Annotated in this window: 15 protein-coding genes; 7 read left to right on the top strand and 8 right to left on the bottom strand. The window is 74.4% G+C overall.

Annotated features, from left to right (window positions below; translation table 11 throughout):
• Nucleotides 1–148: 148 nt before the first annotated feature.
• The 4 genes from AB0K80_RS28710 to AB0K80_RS28695 all read right to left on the bottom strand — a co-directional run bounded on the left by AB0K80_RS28710 (nucleotide 149) and on the right by AB0K80_RS28695 (nucleotide 4,649).
• The gene (locus tag AB0K80_RS28710; RefSeq protein ID WP_365674577.1) at nucleotides 149–1,204 is read right to left on the bottom strand and encodes an MBL fold metallo-hydrolase; all 1,056 of its coding nucleotides are present in this window, start codon (nucleotides 1,202–1,204) and stop codon (nucleotides 149–151) included.
• The gene (locus AB0K80_RS28705) at nucleotides 1,201–2,451 is read right to left on the bottom strand and encodes an aminotransferase class I/II-fold pyridoxal phosphate-dependent enzyme (protein ID WP_365674575.1); all 1,251 of its coding nucleotides are present in this window, start codon (nucleotides 2,449–2,451) and stop codon (nucleotides 1,201–1,203) included. Before AB0K80_RS28705 ends, AB0K80_RS28710 begins: the two co-directional genes overlap by 4 nt.
• Before the next feature lie 204 nt (nucleotides 2,452–2,655).
• Nucleotides 2,656–3,534 carry a hypothetical protein gene (locus tag AB0K80_RS28700; protein WP_365674573.1) on the bottom strand — a complete coding sequence of 293 codons (879 nt, stop codon included), beginning with the start codon at nucleotides 3,532–3,534 and terminating at the stop codon, nucleotides 2,656–2,658.
• 323 nt (nucleotides 3,535–3,857) lie between these two features.
• On the bottom strand, nucleotides 3,858–4,649 hold the full coding sequence (locus AB0K80_RS28695; RefSeq protein ID WP_365674571.1) for an RNA polymerase sigma factor SigF: 792 nt from the start codon (nucleotides 4,647–4,649) through the stop codon (nucleotides 3,858–3,860).
• 236 nt (nucleotides 4,650–4,885) lie between these two features.
• On the opposite strand from AB0K80_RS28695, the gene AB0K80_RS28690 reads away from it, so the two are divergent.
• Nucleotides 4,886–6,679, top strand: coding sequence for a thiamine pyrophosphate-requiring protein (locus AB0K80_RS28690; protein WP_365674569.1), 1,794 nt, complete (start codon nucleotides 4,886–4,888; stop codon nucleotides 6,677–6,679).
• Between the two features lie 68 nt (nucleotides 6,680–6,747).
• On the opposite strand, the gene AB0K80_RS28685 is transcribed toward AB0K80_RS28690, so the two are convergent.
• Both AB0K80_RS28685 and AB0K80_RS28680 read right to left on the bottom strand, forming a co-directional pair.
• Nucleotides 6,748–11,163, bottom strand: a complete 4,416-nt coding sequence (locus tag AB0K80_RS28685; RefSeq protein ID WP_365674567.1) for a WD40 repeat domain-containing protein — start codon at nucleotides 11,161–11,163, stop codon at nucleotides 6,748–6,750.
• Between the two features lie 7 nt (nucleotides 11,164–11,170).
• Complete coding sequence (locus tag AB0K80_RS28680) at nucleotides 11,171–12,052, bottom strand: hypothetical protein (RefSeq protein ID WP_365674565.1); 882 nt, start codon at nucleotides 12,050–12,052, stop codon at nucleotides 11,171–11,173.
• A gap of 167 nt (nucleotides 12,053–12,219) precedes the next feature.
• Between AB0K80_RS28680 and AB0K80_RS28675 the strand changes: the two genes are divergently transcribed.
• From AB0K80_RS28675 to AB0K80_RS28665, 3 genes are all read left to right on the top strand, one after another.
• The gene (locus tag AB0K80_RS28675) at nucleotides 12,220–12,663 is read left to right on the top strand and encodes a DUF2795 domain-containing protein (RefSeq protein ID WP_365674563.1); all 444 of its coding nucleotides are present in this window, start codon (nucleotides 12,220–12,222) and stop codon (nucleotides 12,661–12,663) included.
• Between the two features lie 93 nt (nucleotides 12,664–12,756).
• A complete protein-coding gene (locus AB0K80_RS28670; protein ID WP_365674561.1) occupies nucleotides 12,757–13,188 on the top strand; it encodes a CBS domain-containing protein in 432 nt (143 codons plus the stop codon).
• A gap of 65 nt (nucleotides 13,189–13,253) precedes the next feature.
• Complete coding sequence (locus AB0K80_RS28665; RefSeq protein WP_365674559.1) at nucleotides 13,254–13,802, top strand: type 1 glutamine amidotransferase domain-containing protein; 549 nt, start codon at nucleotides 13,254–13,256, stop codon at nucleotides 13,800–13,802.
• 93 nt (nucleotides 13,803–13,895) lie between these two features.
• Here the strand turns inward: AB0K80_RS28665 and AB0K80_RS28660 are convergent, their stop codons facing one another.
• Complete coding sequence (locus AB0K80_RS28660) at nucleotides 13,896–14,183, bottom strand: DUF6158 family protein (RefSeq protein ID WP_365674557.1); 288 nt, start codon at nucleotides 14,181–14,183, stop codon at nucleotides 13,896–13,898.
• A gap of 64 nt (nucleotides 14,184–14,247) precedes the next feature.
• On the opposite strand from AB0K80_RS28660, the gene AB0K80_RS28655 reads away from it, so the two are divergent.
• Entirely contained in the window at nucleotides 14,248–15,363 is a 1,116-nt protein-coding gene (locus tag AB0K80_RS28655; protein WP_365674555.1) for a Vms1/Ankzf1 family peptidyl-tRNA hydrolase, read from the top strand.
• A gap of 59 nt (nucleotides 15,364–15,422) precedes the next feature.
• On the opposite strand, the gene AB0K80_RS28650 is transcribed toward AB0K80_RS28655, so the two are convergent.
• Complete coding sequence (locus AB0K80_RS28650; protein WP_365674553.1) at nucleotides 15,423–17,042, bottom strand: ATP-binding cassette domain-containing protein; 1,620 nt, start codon at nucleotides 17,040–17,042, stop codon at nucleotides 15,423–15,425.
• 118 nt (nucleotides 17,043–17,160) lie between these two features.
• On the opposite strand from AB0K80_RS28650, the gene AB0K80_RS28645 reads away from it, so the two are divergent.
• Together AB0K80_RS28645 and AB0K80_RS28640 are read left to right on the top strand one after the other, a co-directional pair.
• Nucleotides 17,161–18,657, top strand: coding sequence for a phosphatase PAP2 family protein (locus tag AB0K80_RS28645; RefSeq protein ID WP_365674551.1), 1,497 nt, complete (start codon nucleotides 17,161–17,163; stop codon nucleotides 18,655–18,657).
• Nucleotides 18,658–18,758: 101 nt separating this feature from the next.
• Nucleotides 18,759–19,580, top strand: coding sequence for a methyltransferase domain-containing protein (locus AB0K80_RS28640; RefSeq protein WP_365674549.1), 822 nt, complete (start codon nucleotides 18,759–18,761; stop codon nucleotides 19,578–19,580).
• Nucleotides 19,581–19,588 lie beyond the last annotated feature (8 nt).

Below are 19,588 nucleotides of genomic sequence, written 5' to 3'. Positions count from 1 at the left end.
GTGGTGGTTCTCGTTGTTGTGTGTGGGGTTTGGGGGGGTGTGGTGGTCGGGGGCGGGGGGGGGGGGGGGGGCGGGGGGGGGCGCGGGGCCGGGGGGGCCCCCCCCCACGCCCAGTGTGGTGCGGCGGGTGCGGCGGTAACCGCTTCTCCTACAGGACCCGCGAGCCTCCCACCGGGATGTCCCACAGGTCTTCCCGGGGCAGGCCCGCCTTCTCCCAGGCCGCACGCACGCGTGTGAGGGGCTCCAGGACCGGCTCCGCCGACAGCACGAAGGTGGCCCAGTGCATGGGGGCCATACGGCGGGCGCCGAGGTCCTGGGTGGCCTGCACCGCCTCCTCCGGGTCGCAGTGGACGTCGCTGAGCCACCAGCGGGGGTCGTAGGCGCCGATGGGCATCAGGGCGAGGTCGATGCCGGGGTAGCGCCGGCCTATCCGGGCGAACCAGTGGCCGTAGCCGGTGTCGCCGGCGAAGTAGACGCGCTGCCCGTCGGGGTCGGTGAGGACCCAGCCGCCCCACAGGGTGCGGCAGGTGTCGGTGAGGGTGCGCTTGGACCAGTGGTGGGACGGGACGAAGTCGAAGCGCACGCCGCCCAGTTCGGCCGCCTCCCACCAGTCGAGTTCGGTGACGTGGGTGAACCGGCGGCGGTGGAACCAGCGGCCGAGCCCGGCCGGGACGAACACCGGTGTGTCGCGCGGGAGTCGGCGCAGGGTGGGGGCGTCGAGGTGGTCGTAGTGGTTGTGGCTGATGACGACCGCGTCCACGCGCGGCAGGGCGTCCCAGGGGATGCCCACGGGAGTGATCCGGGCCGGGGTGCCGAGGATGCGGCGGGACCAGACCGGGTCGGTGAGGACGGTCAGGCCGCCGATCCGCACGACCCAACTGGCGTGTCCCGCCCAGGAGACAGCGACGGTGCGGGCGTCGACACGGGGCAGGGGCTGCGGGGCGTAGGGCAGCCGGGGGATGTCGGCGAGGCCCTCCTTGCCGGGACGTACGGCGCCCTCGCGGGCGAACCGGGCCATGGCCTTCAGGCCGGGCAGCGGTGCGGTCAGCCGGTCGTGGAACGTCCGCGGCCACACCCGCCGCTGTGCCAGCGGCAGCGGGTCGGCCAGGGGCGGGAACGGGGTCGCTAGGGGGGACGGGTCCGCCGGAACGTCAGATTCTGGGCTGGTCGTGGCCGTGGTGGTCGACTCGGACTGCTGCGTCATCGAGGAGGCTCCCATCGCTGAGCGTCGTCGCGGAGGTCGTCGAAGACCGACTTCACAAGGGTCAACGCGCGTTGCACGTGTGGTAGTTCCAAGGGTGAGGGCGAGGTGAGGCATGCCGCGCGCGCCTCCGGCGAGCCGCCTGCCAGGAGGGCACCGGTGGACAGGCGGACGCGCGGTGCCGCGAGGTCGTCGCCGAAGCGGTGGCCGCCCGGCGCGGGCATGCCGAGCCGGGCGGTGAGGAAGTCCTCCAGTTCCTGCGCGTCGCCGATGCCGTGCGCGGCCAGGGCGGGGCGCAGGGGTTCCAGGTCGACGTACAGGTGGCGGCCGGCCTGCGGGGGGCGGGACAGGGCGCCCGCGGCGACGACGGTGGCGTACACGGCGGCGGCCACGCGCGCGTGCAGGCGCACCGCGGCACGGATGCGTGCGGTGACCGGCTCCGGCTCGGTGAGGGCGTATCCGGCCGCGGCGGCGACGGGGGCGGCGACGCGGGCGTCGAGCGCGGTCAGGACGTCGAGCACACGCGCGTGCAGGCCGTCCCCGGTGCCGTCCACCGGGAGACGGGCGACGGCCGCGGGCCAGCCGGCGGGCAGCAGGGCGCCGGACAGGTCGCTGACGACCGTGACCCGTTCGGGCAGCATCTCGGCGGGGCTGAGCAGCACCGTGCCGTGCGGGTCGTGCAGGGTGTCGCGCCAGGTCTCGTCGCTCACCAGGTGCAGGCCCTCGCCCGCGGCGGCCTCGACGGTTTCGTGCAGCAGTTCGGGCGGGGCGACGGTCGCGGTGGGGTCGTCGGCGACGGACAGGACGAGCAGGCGCGGATCGCCGCCCTCGGCACGGAGCCGGCGCACGGTCTCCAGCAGGGCGTACGGGTCGGGGACACCGCCGTTCTCGGCGGGTGTCGGCACGTGGAAGACGGGTCTGCCCAGCAGGCGCGCGTACGGGGCCCACCAGGCGGCGCAGGGCCGAGGCACGAGGACGTCGCCGCCGAGCGCGGCCGTCAGCGCGACCAGCAGCGCGGGCGCGCCCGGGGCGGCGGCCACCCGGCCGGGGCGGGCCGGCAGGCCGCGCCGGTCCCAGTAGCCGCAGGCGGCCTCCTTCAGGGCGGGACCGCCGCCGACCGGTTCGGCCTCCGCCCGGGAGGCCGCGGCGGCGAGCACGGCCGACAGCTCGGGCAGCACGGGCAGCCCGTCCTCGGGAGGCGGTGGCCCGAACCGGACGGGGCCGTGGCCTTCCGGGTCCGTCCGCCGCATGCGTACCTCCGCGCTGTCGCTGATGCCGTGTCCTCTCGGCGCGTCCTCGGCGCGTGCTCCTGTGCCGTGCCCCGCCGAGCGGTGCGTACGGTGCGGCTCGTGCCCTCGGCCAGTGAGTACCCCGCGCGCCGCCGCTCCATGGGCTGCCCCCGGAGTCGTGACGGTCACAGCATGGGTGGCGCGCGGCGGGGAAGGGCCGGCTGGTCAGCCGTGGCCGCCGGTGTTCCGGTGCCGCAGCCGGTGCGCCGCCGCGCCGGCCGCGCCGGCGATCAGGAGCCCGCCGGCGACCAGGGCGGGCACCGAGTCCGTGAAGGCACCGCCCTGTCCGGCCCGCACCCCGTGCTGCACGGCGGCGCCGCCGCAGGGGGTGGCGTGCGGGTCGGCACACCAGTGGCTCGGACCGGAGGAGGGAAGCGCCGGGCGGGACGTGGGGTGAGAGCCGGAGTCCTCCTCGCAGGAGGCGGCGTCCGGTTCGGCGCACGGGTCGGTGGCGTGGAAGTCCTCCTCGGCCTCCTCGCAGGAGGCGGCGTCCGGCTCGGCGCACGGCTCCGTGGCGTGGGAGTCCTCCTCGGCCTCCTCGCCCTCCTCGCACGCGGCGGCGTCCGCCTCCGCGCACCAGTCGGTGGACGTGGACAGCGACTGGGCGGAGCCGGGGCTGCCGGCGCGGGACACCGTCAGCGGGGCGCTCCAGGGCGTGCCCTCGGCTCCGCCGTCCGCCGGGCAGGTGCCGTCGACGGTCCACTCGGAGCGCTCCCCCGCCGCGTCCGGGTCGCCCTCGAGGTTCTCGGCGGGGGCGAGGGTCGCCGTGCCCCGGTAGACGGGAGCGGCTGCCGCCCCGGTGTGGCCGGCGGCCCGCTTCAGCTCGACGGTGCCCTCCTCGAAGGCCTGGGAGGCGGCGTCGATGGTGGCGGGCGGCGTGCCGCCCGCGGGGTCGCAGGAGACCGCGACGGTCACGCGGGAGCCCGCCGCGGCAGCGCTCGGGCTGACGTCCGCGGACGGTTCCGCCGAGGCGGCCGGCGCGAGGACGCCCAGGGCGGCGCCGGCCAGGACGGTGGCGGACAGGGCACGGGCGGTGCGGCGCATGGACGGGCTCCTTCGAGCGGCGACGGCTGGTCCGCCATCCGATCGGCGACGGCCGGCCGGCCATCGGATCGGCGACGGTCGGTCCGCCATCCGATCAGCGACGGCCGGTCCGCCATCCGATCAGCGACGGCCGGTCCGCCATCCGATCAGCGACGGGCCGGCCACCGGACCCGGTGACGGCAGGCCCGCCAGCGGATCGATGACGGCTGCCGGCCATCGGATCGATGACGGCTCCCCGCCATCACAGCCCGTCCGTCACCCGTCCGCGCGCGGCCGGGCCCCATTCGCGGGACGCGGCACGCCCGAGCGGGTGACGGACCCGCTCACGGCGCGTCGCGCAGCACCTGCGCGCGCACCCGCCCGCAGCACCGGCTGATCAGCCGGGACACGTGCATCTGCGAGATCCCCAGCTGCTCGGCGATACGGCTCTGGGTCATGTCGCCGAAGAACCGCATGTAGAGGATCGCCCGCTCGCGCTCGGGCAGGGCGGCCAGCCGCTCCCTGACCGCCTCGCGGTCGACGACCGTGTCCAGCGCCGGGTCGGGCGAGCCGAGCGCGTCGCCGAGCGAGTAGCCGTCCTCGCTGCCGGGCAGCTCGGCGTCCAGGGACAGCGCGGTGAAGCTCTCCAGGGCCTCCAGGCCGACCTGGACGTCCTCCTCACTGAGGTTGGCGTGCTCGGCGATCTCGGCGACGGTGGGCCGGCGCCCGGGGATCGTCTGGGACAGGTCCTGGCCTGCGACGCGGACCCGGTTGCGCAGGTCCTGGACACGGCGGGGCACGTGCAGGGTCCACATGTGGTCGCGGAAGTGCCGCTTGATCTCGCCGGTGATGGTGGGCACCGCGTAGCTCTCGAACGCCTTGCCGCGCTCCGGGTCGTACCGGTCGACGGCCTTGACCAGGCCGAGCGCCGCGACCTGGCGCAGGTCCTCCATGCTCTCGCCGCGGCTGCGGAAGCGTCCGGCCAGCCGGTCGGCCATGGGCAGCCAGGCCTCCACGATCTCGTCGCGCAGCGCGTCGCGCTCCGGTCCCGGGGGCAGGGCGGCGAGCCGGCGGAAGGCGTCGGCCGTGTCGGGGGCGTCGTCGTGCGGGTGCCTCGTGCTGACATGGGTCGGCATGATGCGTCGCAACTCCCTTGCAGGTGCTCGTGGACGGTCACCGTGGGGAGCGCACCGCGCTGTGGGACGGGCGCGTCCGGTGCGGCGTCGCGCCGCTCCCACGGACGTGCCTCCGGTCCGAAGCACTGGGGCGCGCCTGCCCCCGGTCTCCGGTCCCAAACCCCGGCAGGTTTTCCGGTGGCGCGCGGGGTGACTCGTACGGCTGGCCCTTTTCCCCGACGCCCGGGAGGTCGTTCATGAGCACCAAGGTCGCCGACCACGTCCTGCAGCGGCTGCGCGAGTGGGGTGTGGAGCACGTCTTCGGCTATCCCGGCGACGGCATCAACGGCCTGCTCGCCGCCTGGGGCCGGGCGGAGAACGAACCCCGCTTCATCCAGTCGCGGCACGAGGAGATGTCCGCGCTCCAGGCGGTGGGCTACGCCAAGTTCAGCGGCCGTCTCGGGGTGTGCGCGGCCACGTCGGGGCCCGGCGCGATCCACCTGCTCAACGGCCTGTACGACGCCAAGCTCGACCACGTCCCGGTGCTCGCGATCGTCGGCCAGACCCACCGCACCGCGATGGGCGGCTCCTACCAGCAGGAAGTCGACCTGCACACGCTGTTCAAGGACGTCGCCTCCGACTTCGTGGAGACGGTGACGGTGCCCGAGCAGCTGCCGAACGTGCTGGACCGGGCCATCCGCACGGCGTACGCGCGCCGCTGCCCGACCGCGATCATCATCCCGGGCGACGTGCAGGAGCTCGACTACTCCCCGCCCACGCACGAGTTCAAGATGGTGCCGTCCAGCCTGGACCGCAGCTCGTGGACGGCGGTGCCCTCCGACGATGCGGTGCGCCGCGCGGCGGAGATCCTCAACGCCGGTGACAAGGTGGCGATCCTGGTCGGTCAGGGCGCGGCCGGGGCGCGCGCCGAGGTCGAGCGCCTCGCCGAGCTGCTCGGCGCCGGTGTCGCCAAGGCGCTGCTGGGCAAGGACGTCCTCAGCGACGAACTGCCGTACGTCACCGGCTCGATCGGTCTGCTGGGCACGCGCCCCTCGTACGAGTTGATGCGTGACTGCGACACCCTGCTCACCATCGGCTCCTCGTTCCCGTACAGCCAGTTCCTGCCGGAGTTCGGCACGGCACGCGGCATCCAGATCGACATCGACCCGCACATGGTCGGCATGCGCTACCCGTACGAGGTGAACCTCGTCGGCGACGCCAAGGCCACGCTGGAGCGGCTGATCCCGCTGATCGAGGGGGGCCGCGGCCGCGAGTGGTTCGACACGGTGTGCGACAACGTGCGGCACTGGCGCGAGGTGCTGGAACGGCGGGCCGCCCTGAGCGCCGACCCGATCAACCCGGAGTACGTGGCCCGCGCGCTGGATCCGCTGCTGCCGGACAACGCGATCGTCACCTCCGACTCGGGCTCCACGGCGAACTGGTACGCCCGGCACCTGACGATGCGGCCCGGCATGCGCGGCTCGCTCTCCGGGACGCTCGCCACGATGGGCTGCGGTGTGCCGTACGTGATCGGCGCGAAGTTCGCGCACCCGGACCGGCCCGCGATCGCCCTGGTCGGCGACGGCGCGATGCAGATGAACGGCATGGCGGAGCTGATCACGGCGGCGAAGTACCGCCACCAGTGGGACGACCCGCGCCTGGTGGTGGGCGTGTGGAACAACCATGACCTCAACCAGGTCACGTGGGAGATGCGGGCCATGGAGGGCGCCCCGTCCTTCCTGCCCTCGCAGCAGCTTCCCGACGTGCAGTACGCCGCGTTCGCCCGCTCGCTCGGCCTGACCGGCATCCGCGTCGAGAAGCCCGAGGACGTCGAGGCGGCCTGGCGCGCCGGCCTGGAGGCGGACGGCCCCGCGGTCATCGAGTTCCTCACCGACCCGGCCGTGCCGCCGGTCCCGCCGCACGCCACCTGGGAGCAGATGGAGGCGACGGCGTCGTCGATCCTCAAGGGCGACGCCGACCGGGGGTCGATGGTCCGGCAGGGCTTCAAGGCGAAGATGCAGGAGTTCCTGCCGGGGCGGGGCGGGAAGTGACGGGCGCTTGGACGCCTGACTTCCGGGACGGGGACTGAATCGGCCGGCCGCGTGTCGAGCGGTGCCGGTCAGATCCCGTCCAGCACGTACAGCTCCGCCCCCGCCGCCACGGCCAGCAGGCCCTCCTCCGCCCACGCCAGCGCGTCGATGCCCACCAGGAGAGGGACGCTGCGCAGGTGGGTCCTGGTGGCGAGGTCGAACAGGTCGAGCGTTCCGTCCCGGTGGCCCGCCAGGACGAGGGACTGGTCGTCCCGCTCCGTGCAGGTCAGGGAGGCCAGGGCCGCGCCTTCCCCCCGCATGGCCGCCCCCAGGAGGCGGCCGCCGGCCGCGTCCCGCAGGACGACACCGCCGTCGCTGTGCCCCACCACCGCGATGACGCCGTCCTCGCCCAGGGACATGGCCACCGCTTCGACGGGAGCGGACACGGCGGGCGCCCACTCGCTCAGCTGGACACGGCGTTCCAGGTCCCAACTCCGGCAGGAACCGTCCAGGTGACCGCTGATGGCCCTCGCCGGGCCGTGGTGACCGCACGCGACCGACGTGACCGGTGACCCTCCTGGCGGGAGCAGCGTGCCCAAGCCGGTCCGGGCGGCGAGGTCCCACAGCCGGACGCTGCCGTCCGCGTGCCCGGTGACGGCCACGGCGAGATGGTCGGCCCGCGTGCAGTCCAGGGCGGCCACGGCAGCGTCGACGGGCACCAGACAGCCCCTGTCGGCCGGGTCGGCGAGATCCCAGAAGCGCAGCAGGTTCCCCGCGTAGGCCGTCGCCGCGAGGGTCCGCTCGCCCAGTCGTACGCAGCCGAGCGCCGTCACCCCTCCCGGCTCGGCCGTCGGCGCGGCGTGCCGGCTCAGGCAGAGGCCACCCGCCGTGTCCCAGAGTCTGAGGTGGCCGTCCCGGTGACCGGTGACCGTGACCGTGCGGCGGTCCAGACGCACGCAGGTCAGTGCGCGGACGCCGAGTTCGCCGGGCAGCGCGGCCGAGACGTCCTGGAGATCCCAGAGGCTGACCGACCCGGTGTCGTCCGCCGTGACGGCGGCGAGCCCGGTGTCCAGCTCGGCCGTCGCGACAGTGTGCACCGGCGCATGGTGCCCCGGCAGCACCAAGGGGCGCCCGCCGTCCAGGTCCCAGAGCGCCACGTGCCCCGACTGGTGACCGGTGACGGCGATGACCGTGTCGTCGAGGGGCACCGTGGCCACCGCGAGGACGGGGTCGCCCGGGACCGCGCCGCGACGGGCGGTGGAACCGGGCAACCCCGCCGATACGAAGCGGGAGCTGGAGACGAACCACCGGTGCAGTTCACCGCGGGCGTTACCGGTGATCACCGCGGCACGTGCACCGAAGGTGGCCTCCGCCAGTGCGGTGACCGGTCCCGGCGCGGCGGAGCAGTCGTCGTCGAGTTCGACGGGCTCCCCGCCGGGCAGGTGCCACAGCGCGAAGCCGCCGCCGTCGCGCGCTGTCGCCGCCGTGGGTGACCCGTAGGGATGTACGACGGTCGGTGGGCCGCCGTCCGCTCCGGCGGGAAGAACCGCTACCTGCTCCCGCGTCCGCGTGTCCCAGATCCGGGTGACACCGTCCGCTGCGGTGCCGAGGGCGACGACGCGGCCCTCGGCGACGGCACAGCCCACCGAGGCGACCGGGCCGCTCGTCGCCGGAGGGTCGCCGAGCAGGAGTTTGCTGCGCGGTACGTCGTCGGAGAGGTCCCACACCCTGACGTCTCCGTTGCCGTGCCCGGTGATCAGCACGACACGTTCCTGGTGCAGGGTGGCGGCCAGGGCCGTGACGGCCCCGCTCTCACAGGGAGCGAGCTCCACGAGCGGTTGGCCGTCGTCGAGGTTCCAGCACCGGACCATGCCTTCCGCGTCGGCCACCGCGGCGAGGGGCAGCCCGGGAAGCACCGTCAGTGCGCGGGCGCCGGCGTCGATGGACCGCAGGAGACCCGGCCGTGGCGAGGCGGTGTTCCACACGGGCCAGGGCAGCGGCGAGGGCGTCGGCCGCCGCAGCCGGTCGGCGAGTTCGTGGTCCTCGAGGCGCGTGGCGTCCAGCGCGAGGAGGAAGCGCCGGGTGTCCGGGTCCGCGTCGCGATGCCGGCCCAGGGAAGCGCGGTACACCCGGGCGGCGCGCACCGCGTCCGGTGAACCCGCCCGCTGCAGGAAGGGTGCCACTGCGTCGGCCCTGGCGTGGACCAGGAACCCGGCGTCGACGAGGAGCTCGTCGGCCCGGCCCGCGGCGGCGGCGTGGGCCATCAGGTGGTCGAGGAGGTAGGGATCGGCGTCGTGCCAGTCGCGGGCTCCCTGCGAGGTCCGGCACACGCTGCCGGCGAGCGCCTCGTAGACGCCTGACGCGATGATCCGCCGTACCTGCCTGCTGTGCACCACGCCCCAGTAGCCGGGCTGCGCGGCCAGGTACTCCGTCACCCCGTTCTCGTGGCCGCTGCGCAGGTTGTCCACCAGGGCCTGGTGGTAGAGGCGGTAGACGGAGCGGCCGTGACCGTCCATCGTCTCGGTCACATACGCGGCCGCGGCGTCGGTGGCGAGGATCTCCGTGATCTGTTTCTCGCTGACCGGTTCGCCGTACAGAGCGCCGGCGACAGCGGTCCACACGCCTGCCAGCGGAAGACCGGCCCCCTGCCGGTAGGCGAGAGCCGTCAGCACGGCGCGGTACAGAGGGATCCGCTCGGGACTGAGCTGCACGTTCCTGGCCCACAGGAAAGCGGGCCCGATGCCCCGATAGGCGCGGCGGTGCCGCTGCGTCGGTCCCTGTTCCCCGACAGGGGCGGGGAGCAACGAGGCCCACTCGGCCGGGTCCGCCGCCCAGAAGGTACGGCCCGGGTCGGCCAGCGCCCGCGCGATGATGCGGGTCACCAGGTAGTTGGGAAAGGTGACCCGGCCGATCTCCCAAGCGGCGCGCTCCACTGGTTCGCCCGGCAGACCGGAGGAACTTCCCGGCCCGTGCGGTGCGGACAGCAGCCGGGCCGCGTAGTCCACGATGTCCCAGCGGGAGATCCACCGCGGGTCGTCCAGGTCGACGCGGGCGACGGTGTCCTGGGCGTCGTCGTCCGGGAGGACCTCCGGGCGTGCCCCGAGCAGGACCCGGAACCGGGGCGCCTGAGCGGTGGCCTGCTGCAGGAACGCCGCGATGGACTCGGCCTCGTACGCCCTGACGTTGGTGGACGCCTCGTCGAGCGCGTCGATCACCAGGGTGAACGAGCGCCCGAGGCTCTTCAGGCCCGTCACCACGTCGGTCGGACCGCCGGCCGGTACGCCCAGGGCGTCGCCGAGCGCCGACAGCACGTCGGGCAGCCGCTTGCCGGCCGCGTGGACCGCGAGATCGATCGTGCCCGGCGGCACGTCGGTGGAGACGACGACGGTCTCGTCGGGGATCGTGTGGCGTGCGGTGGGATCGGACCGGGTGACAAGACGGCCCAGCACGGAGGACTTTCCTGTTCCCGGGCCGCCGGTGACCTGGAAGAGGCGGACGTCGCGTTCGGACTCGCCCCGCAGCCACCGCGCGAGGCGGGTCAGGACCGCGGTACGGCCGGTGAAGTAGTGCCCGGTCTCCTCGGGGCCGTGCGCACCCGCCCCCCGCGGCCCGAAGTGTTCGGCCAACTCCCTCTGACGCAGCCTGTGCTGCTCGGAGGCGACGCGCTGTTCGGCGAGGTCCAGGTCGTCACTCAGGCCGGCCACGTGCCGGGGGTTGGGCAGGAATCCCGTCCCGTCGTCGTGGATGACGGCGAGATCGGCGCGCTGCGGAAGGCCCTGGCCGGCGAGCTCCCGGTTGATCTCCCGCACGACATCGGACAGGTGGATGAACTCCGGGCGTTCACCGGCCAGAAGACGGTCCTGACCGGTCGCGCTCGCCAGTACGGCCGACAGGGTCCGCGCGAAGGCTCCGTCGTCCGCTTCCTCGCCACTGCGCGCGGCGCACAGCACGGCGAGCGACTTCCAGTGCCGGCGCTGGTCACCCCTGGCCGCGGCCGCCGCGACGAGGTGGCTCTTGGCGGTCTGCGCGAGCACGTCGGCCGCGCCGTCTCCCGCGTAGCACGCGTCGACGATGACGAGCAGCCGTTGCACGCCCGCATCACCGGCCAGTTCGACCAGGCGCGCGGTCGGCAGGGCGGTCACCTTCAGGGCCGCGGTGTCGAACTCCGTCGCGGAGCAGACGAGGTAGTGGTCGTGTTCCGCGACCCCGTGACCGGCGTGGTAGATGACGAGCGTGTCGTCGCCGAAGCCGAAGTGACCGCGCAGCCACTCCAGGAGCGGCTTTTCGACGTCGCGGGACTCCTCCGGGTCGATCAGTCCCGTGGGCGCGGTGCAGGCGGGTGCGTACCCGAGGGCGGCCAGGGACCGGATCACCGCCGCGACGTCCGGGCGGACCTGCGGCAGCGGGGCCCAGGAAGGGTCCTGGTACGTGGCCACGCCGACGGCGAAGACATGCCGGGCGCCGGCCCGGTCGGACGCGCCCGCACCGGGGCCGGACCCGCTCATCGGCCGCTCAGAGGCCGGGCGTGGCACGCAGGGCGGCGAGGACGGCCCGCCCCGTCGCCTCGTCGGTCAGGTGACGTCCCAGGTCGTGCACCTTCCAGCCGTTGTCCAGCACGTGGTCGTCCACCCTGCGCCGGCCTCCCGGTACGTCGAACAGCGGGCCGAGGCGCTTCACCGACGCCACCACGTCGTGCCGGTCGCACAGGTTGGACCAGGAGCGGATGCAGTGCGGCCATGCGCCTCTGCCGTCGAGGGGGGCCGGCTCCAGACGGTCGAAGACCACCTTCGGCATCCCCAGCGGCGACCCCAGCGTGACCAGTGCCCCGGCGCTCCCCGGCTCCGCGCACAGCGCTTCGTACGCCACCACCGAGCCCAGCGAGTGCCCGATGACCACCGCCGTGTCCGGCGTGAGGCGGACGGTGACGGCTTCTCGCGCGTACTGGCGGATCGCGGGGTCGTTGAGGTACCTGCGGACCTGGCGCAGCGTGCCCAGCAGGAACCGCTCCGCCACGGCCCCCGGCATACACCGTGATCTCAGCAGCGCGTTCATGGCTCGCTGCGCCGTGACCGGGGTCGGGGCGCGCGTCCCCTCGGCCGCCGGCGCGGCCACCCGGTCCGGTTCGGCCACCGCCGCCGCCCGCCACAGGTCGAGCAGCAGCCGCTGTTCGAACGGGTCGTCGAGGTCGGCGACCCGTCGCGGCTCGTCCTCGCCCCGCACGCCCCGGGCGCGCTTCCTGAACACGTCACCGTAGAAGGCGATGTCGATGTCCTGCGGGGTCAGCAGCCCCTCGCCCCCGGCCCTCTCGACGCCGTCGACCACGGCCGCCGCCAGGGCCCCGTGCAGGGACAGGCGGCCCAGGTACTGCTTTCCGATGCCGTGCACCAGCACCACGCGCGCCACATGCCCCCCCAAGCTCTCGACTGCCCCGAGCCTAGACCGCCCCCGGACCCGGCGGCCATCGGCCCGGCGGACTCCGGCGCCGCCCTCCGGCCCGCCAGGCGGTGTCGTCCCCCGGTGCGCGGGTACGCGGAGCGGACCGCGAAGGTCTGGAGGGAGACATGCAGCGAGGCAGCGACCGGCTGAGCCGTCACCGTGACGACGAGATGAAGCACGAACTACAGGGTCTGCTCCGGTCCGGGCACCCCACCCGCAGCGAGGAATGGCACGACCCGGAGCCGGCCGCCGAGGACGACCCGGAGGTCGCCTACGGCCCGGTGACGCCGAGCCGTGGGCCTTCGTCACTGGAGGCGATCCGGCTGGAGCTGGCCCGGATCCTGGGCCGTAAGGCGTTCCCCGCGAACGGGCGGGAGCTGGCCCGTGCGCTGCGCCGCCACCAGGCGCCCGACGCGCTGGTCGAGGCGGTGGAGCGGCTGCCCCACCAGGCCCGCTACGGCAACGTCCAGGAGGTGGCCGAGGCCCTCACCCGGGACCGGGAGAACCGGCCCGAGGAGACCGTACGGGCGGACACCGGCGGGCGGTCAGGGCGGCAGAGCCGCGCATAGGGACCCGGCTCCGGGGGGTACCGGGGGCGGCGGGATGCCGTCCCGGCGTGGTGCCCCGCACGGACCGGGCGACGCAGGAAGGGCCACACAGTGATGGCTGAGTTCGTCAAGGACGTCATGACTCCGGGCGTGGTCGCCGTCCGTCCGGACGCCTCCCTGGTGGAGGCGGCGCAGCTGATGCGCGCGCAGAACATCGGCGACGTGGTGGTGGCCGACGGGCAGGAGGTCGTCGGCGTGCTCACCGACCGTGACATCGCGGTACGGGCCGTCGCCGAGGGCCTGGATCCGCTGACGGTGAGCGCCCGCACGGTGTGCACCCCGGATCCGGTGACGGTCGCGCCGCGCGACCCGGTGTCGGCGGCGGTGGAGCTGATGCGGGCGCACGCCGTACGGCGGCTGCCGGTGGTGGAGAACGGGCTCCCGGTCGGCATGGTCAGCCTCGGCGACCTGGCCGAGGCCGAGGACCCCGATTCGGCCCTGGCCGACATCAGCCGCGCGGAGCCGGACACCCGAAGCGGTGGATGAGCCGGACCGGCCCGGCACGGCCGGGGAAGCCGCGACGAGAAGCAACGAAAGGACGCTGAACCATCATGCGCATCGCGTTTCTGACCGCACCCGAGGGCGTCGAGCAGGTCGAGCTCACCGATCCGTGGCAGGCGGCGAAGGACGCGGGCCACGAGCCGGTGCTCGTGTCGACGGAGCCCGGCGAGATCCAGGCGTTCCACCACCTGGACAAGGCGGACACCTTCCCCGTGGACGAGGTCGTCGGCGAGACCTCCGCCGACTCCTTCGGCGCCCTGGTGCTGCCGGGCGGTGTCGCCAACCCGGACTTCCTGCGCATGGACGACCGGGCCGTCGCCTTCGTCCGGGACTTCTTCGCGCAGGGCCGGCCGGTCGCCGCGATCTGCCACGCGCCGTGGACGCTCGTCGAGGCGGACGTGGTACGCGGCCGGGTGCTGACCTCGTGGCCGAGCCTGCGGACCGACATCCGCAACGCGGGCGGCACCTGGGTCGACGAGCAGGTCAAGGTCTGCGACGACGGGCCCAACACGCTGGTCACCAGCCGTAAGCCGGACGACCTGAAGGCGTTCTGCGAGGCGTTTCTGGAGGTGTTCGCCGACAGCGGCAGGACCAGCTGAGGCGGATCCTCCCGGGCGGCGGGAAAGACCCCTGCCACCCGGTGCAGGGCCGACGGCCGCGCGGAGTGCCCTCTGCGCGGCCTTTCGCTGTGCTCAGGTGCCCGGGCCCGCGGGCGTCGCGGAGTCCGAGCCGGTCCGCTCCCGGGCCCCTTCGCGCGTGCGCCCCGCCGCCACCGGACGCCGGGGATTGCGCCGCAGGTACTCGCCCTCGAGCTGCGCCATGCGCTCGTTGTGGGCCCGCAGCGCGTCGTTCGAGCCGTACAGCAGCGTGTCGTGACGGGTGCGGTGGATGGTCTCCAGTTCCTTCATGAGCTGCTGGTCGTCCAGGTGGCCCGGGTCGACACCGGTCGCGGTCCTGCCCTGATCGTCGTGTTCGTTCATGTGGTCCGGGTACCCGCCCCGAGAACACTGAGCACTACCCCGAGCGGCATTCCGGGAGGGAGCCATGGATCTTGCTTTTCTGCAGCCCCTGTACGAGCGTCCGGGGCCCTGGGCCTCCGTGTACGTCGACACCTCCCGGCACACGGAGGACACCCCGCACGAGCGGCACCTGACGGCCCGGGCGATGGCCGGGCAACTGGCCGAGCAGGGCGCGGACGAGGCGACCTGCCGGGCGGTGCAGAGCGCGATCGAAGATCTGCGGCACTCCTCCGAACCGCACGGCCGGGCCCTGTTCGCCCACGGCGGCGAGGTCGTCCTCGACCCGCCGCTGGCCCGTGCCCCGCAGGGCGGTGACTGGGCGCAGTGGGCGCCGCTGCCCCGGGTGACACCGCTGCTGGAGCTGATGGGCGAGGACCCGGTGTGCGTCGTGGCGTACATCGACCGCAAGGGCGCCGACTTCGAGCTGCGCAGCGCGCTGGGCCGCGAGGACGCCGGCGGCGTCACCGGCCGCCAGTGGCCGATCCACCGCACGAGCTCGGTCGACTGGTCCGAGCGGCACTTCCAGCTGCGGGTGGAGAACACCTGGGAGCACAACGCCGCGGAGATCGCCGACGCGCTCGCCGTGTGCCAGGAGGAGACCCGCGCCGACCTGCTGATCCTGGTCGGCGACGACCGTGAGGTGCGGTCGGTGCACGAACGGCTGCCCAAGCGGCTGCACGACCTGGTGGTGGAGGCCGCGCACGGCACCGGCAGCCGGCTGCTCGACGACGACGTGGACAAGGCCCGCGCCGAGCACGTGCGGCGCCGGGCGGCCGCCGAGCTGGAGCGGTTCCTCGCCGCCCGCACCCCGGACGAGGAGGGCCGCGCCGCGGCCGTGGAGGGCGTGCCCGCGCTCGTGGAGGCGGCGCGCGAGCACCGCATCGACGAGCTGCTCATCCGGCCCGACGGCCCCGACGCGCACCGCGAGGTGTGGATCGGCGAGGACCCCGACCAGCTGGCGGTGCGGCGCACCGACCTGAAGGTCCTCGGTGAGCAGCACAGCTGGCCCGCCCGGGCGGACGACGCGCTGATCCGGTCGGCGGTGGCCACGGACGCCCCGGCGCTGTCGGTGACCGCCGCCCCCGCGCCCGCACAGGAGGCGCCGGTGGGCGGCCTGGGAGCGCTGCTGCGCTGGAAGTAGGCCTGCAAGAAGCTGGCCTACACGGAAAGCAGGCCTTCTCACACCGGGTGGAGCGGACTCTATCGGGCCCGCTCCACCCGGCGTTCGTCCCAGACCGGGTCCGGGGTCTCCCGGACCCGGCCGTCGGCGCCGAAGACCAGGAAACGGTCGAAGGAGCGGGCGAACCAGCGGTCGTGGGTGACCGCCAGGACCGTGCCGTCGAACGCCTCCAGACCCTCCTGGAGGGCCTCGGCGGACTCCAGGTCGAGGTTGTCGGTGGGCTCGTCGAGCAGCAGGGCGGTGGCGCCCTGGAGCTCCAGCAGAAGGATCTGGAAGCGGGCCTGCTGGCCGCCGGAGAGGCGGTCGAAGGTCTGCTCGGCCTGCTGGGTCAGCTCGTAGCGGCGCAGCCGGGACATGGCGGCGCCGCGGTCCTGGGAGTGCTCGGTCCACAGGATGTCCAGCAGCGTGCGGCCCTGGAGTTCCGGGTGGGCGTGCGTCTGCGCGAAGTGGCCGGGCACCACCCGGGCGCCCAGCTTCCACCTCCCCGTGTGGGCGACGTCGTCGCCGGCGAGCAGGCGCAGGAAGTGCGACTTGCCCGAGCCGTTGGAGCCGAGCACGGCGACGCGTTCGCCGTAGAAGACCTCCAGGTCGAACGGTTTCATCAGGCCGGTGAGTTCGAGCCGCTCGCAGGTGATCGCCCGTACCCCGGTACGGCCGCCCTTGAGCCGCATCCGGATGTCCTGCTCGCGCGGCGGCTCCGGGGGCGGACCGGCCTCCTCGAACTTGCGCAGGCGGGTCTGGGCCGCCTGGTAGCGCGAGGCCATGTCCGGGCTCACGGAGGCTGCCTGACGCAGTGTCAGCACCAGCTTCTTCAGCTGGGCGTGCTTCTCGTCCCAGCGTCTGCGCAACTCCTCGAAACGGGCGAAGCGTTCGCGGCGGGCCTCGTGGTAGGTGGCGAAGCCGCCGCCGTGCACCCAGGCGTCGGCACCGGCGGGGCCGGGCTCCAGGGAGACGATGCGCTGGGCGGAACGGGCCAGCAGCTCGCGGTCGTGGGAGACGAACAGCACCGTCTTGCGGGTCTCGGCGAGCCGTTCCTCCAGCCAGCGCTTGCCCGGCACGTCGAGGTAGTTGTCGGGCTCGTCGAGCAGCAGCACCTCGTCCGTGCCGCGCAGCAGCGCCTCCAGCACGAGGCGTTTCTGCTCGCCGCCGGAGAGGGTGCGCACCTGCCGCCACTGCGCCCTGTCGTACGGGATGCCGAGCGCGGCCGTGGTGCACATGTCCCACAGCGTCTCGGCCTCGTAGCCGCGCGCCTCCGCCCAGTCGGCGAGGGCCTGGGCGTACTCGAGCTGGGCCTTCTCGTCGTCGACGGTCATGACGGCGTGCTCGGCCCGGTCGACGGCCCGGGCCGCCTCGCGGATCCGGGGCGGTGCGACGGAGACCAGCAGGTCGCGTACGGTCGTCTCGTCCCGTACGGAGCCCACGAACTGCCGCATCACCCCGAGCCCGCCGCTGACGGTGACGGACCCGCCGTGCGGTTTCAGCTCCCCGGCGAGCAGCCGCAGCAGGGTGGTCTTCCCCGCCCCGTTGGGTCCGACCAGGGCCGTCACGGCCCCCTCCCCCACCCGGAAGGACACATCGCCGAGCAGCGCCCTCCCGTCGGGAAGGCAGTACTCCAGATGCGCGGCTTCGAGGTGACCCATGGGGAGCGATTCTGCGGGCCGGGCCCGGGCCGGGGCAAACGCTTTTGGCCGCACCGCCGCCCAGGCCGGCCCACCTGTGAGGCCGCAGGAAAATGCCCCCGCCGGGTACCCGCACGACATGACGACCCCCGATGTGGACCTCGCCGCCCCGGCCCCGGGGCCCCACCCCCTGCGTGACCGGCTCCTCACCCTGGACCGCCGTCTGTTCGAGGCCGTCGCCGCCCGGCAGTGGCCGGGGGCCGGCGCCCTCCTGCCCCGGCTGAGCCGCGGCGCGAACCACGGCGGGCTGTGGTTCGCCACGGCCGCGGTGATGGCCGCGGCCCGTACGCCCAGGAGCCGCTGGGCCGCGGCCCGCGGCCTGGTCTCCCTCGGGCTGGCCTCGCTGACCGTCAACACCCTCGGCAAGCGCACGGTCCGGCGCCCCCGCCCGGCGCTGGACGCGGTCCCGCTCGTGCGGCAGTTGAGGCGGCAGCCGGTCACCACGTCGTTCCCCTCCGGGCACTCCGCCTCCGCCGCCGCGTTCGCGGCCGGGGTCGCCCTGGAGTCGCCGGGCTGGGGCGCGGCCGTCGCGCCGGTGGCCGGCGCGGTCGCCCTCTCCCGCGTCTCCACCGGCGTCCACTTCCCGAGCGACGTGCTGGCGGGCGCGGCGCTGGGGGTGGGTGCCGCGTTCGCCGTGCGGGGCCTGGTGCCGCCGCGGTCGGGGGCCGAACCGCCGGCCAAGCCCCCCGCCGACGTGCCCGCGCTGCCGGACGGCGCGGGCCTGGTGCTCGTGGCCAACACCGCCGCGGGCAGCGCCGACCGGGTCCGGGCGGTACGGTCCGCGCTGCCGCACGCCGAGGTCGTCGAGTGCGAACCCGGCGAGGTTCCCGCGGGGTTGGAGAAGGCCGCGGCCCGGGCCCAGGTCCTCGGGGTGTGCGGCGGCGACGGCACGGTGAACGCCGCCGCCCGCATCGCCCTGCGGCACGGCCTGCCCCTCGCGGTACTGCCCGGCGGCACCCTCAACCACTTCGCCTACGACCTGGGCGTGGAGGACGTACGGGACCTGGTGCGGGCGCTGGAGCGGGGCGACGCCGTGCGCGTGGACGTGGGCCGGTTCCGCAGCGGTGCGCAGGAGGGGATCTTCCTGAACACGTGCAGCCTGGGCGTGTACCCGGAGCTGGTGCGCGAGCGGGAGCGCTGGTCGCACCGGATCGGCGGCTGGCCCGCCGGGGTGCTCGCGGCGCTGCGCGTGCTGCGCGCCGACCGGCACCCGCTGGAGGCAGGGTTCCGGGGGCGCAGGCACCCGCTGTGGCTGTTGTTCGCCGGCAACGGCATGTACCACCGCATGGGGCTGGCGCCCGGGCGCCGGGTGGATCTGGCCGACGGGCGGCTGGACGTGCGGGTGGTGCACGGCGGCCGCCGTCCGGCGGTGCGGCTGCTCGCGGCGGCCCTGGCCGGTCCGCTGACCCGCTCCCCGCTGCACGCGGCGGTCCAGGTGACACGGCTGCGACTGGACCAGGTCCCGCCGGGCACGCTGCTCGCCTACGACGGTGAAGTCACCGAGGTGGCGGGGCCGGTGACGCTGGAGAAGCTGCCCGAGGCATTGACGGTGTACCGGCCGCTGGCCGCTTCCTGACATACCGTCAGTCCGTATGGCGATACTGGGGTCTCGCGATGTGGTCGGCGCAGCGTACGGTGATGTCCATCCCGAGCCGGACAGAAGGGTGGGCGCCAGCCATGCCGAAACCGCAGGAGACCGCCGTCTACACGCACGGGCACCATGAGTCGGTGCTGCGCTCGCACACCTGGCGGACCGCCGCCAACTCGGCCGCGTACCTCCTGGGCGCGCTGAAGCCCCACATGAGGATCCTGGACCTGGGATGCGGGCCGGGGACCATCACGGCCGACCTGGCCGAACTCGTCCCCGACGGGCACGTCACGGGGGCCGACCGGGCGCCGGGGGTCCTGGCGCAGGCCCGGGCCGTCGCCGATGCCCGCGGGCTCACCAACGTCGACTTCGCGGTCGCCGACGTGCACGCCCTGGACTTCCCCGACGACACGTTCTGCGTGGTCCACGCCCACCAGGTGCTGCAGCACGTCGGCGACCCCGTCCAGGCCCTGCGCGAGATGAGGCGGGTGACCCGGCCCGGCGGGTTCGTCGCCGTGCGTGACTCCGACTACGCCGCCATGACCTGGTATCCGGCGTCCGAGGGGATGGACGGCTGGCTGGACCTGTACCGGCGGGTGGCCCGGGCCAACGGCGGCGAGCCGGACGCCGGGCGCCGGCTGAAGTCGTGGGCGCTGCGGGCCGGGTTCACGGACATCACCGCCACTTCCGGCACCTGGACGTTCTCCACCCCTGAGGAACGGGCGTGGTGGAGCGGGCTGTGGGCGGAGCGCACCGTGGCGTCGCAGTACGCGCGGCTCGCCGTGGAGGGCGGCCACGCGACCGAGGAGCGGCTGCGGGCGATCGAGGGGGCCTGGCGGGAGTGGGGCCGGCACGAGGACGGCTGGTTCAGCGTGCTGCACGGAGAGATTCTGTGCCGCAAGAAGGCCTGATCCGCCGC

Origin of the sequence: Streptomyces sp. NPDC052682 (assembly GCF_040678435.1) — a bacterium.
GTDB lineage: Bacteria > Actinomycetota > Actinomycetes > Streptomycetales > Streptomycetaceae > Streptomyces.
The sequence above is the reverse complement of the archived record's forward strand: the minus strand, read 5'-3'. Positions and strand labels throughout refer to the sequence as shown.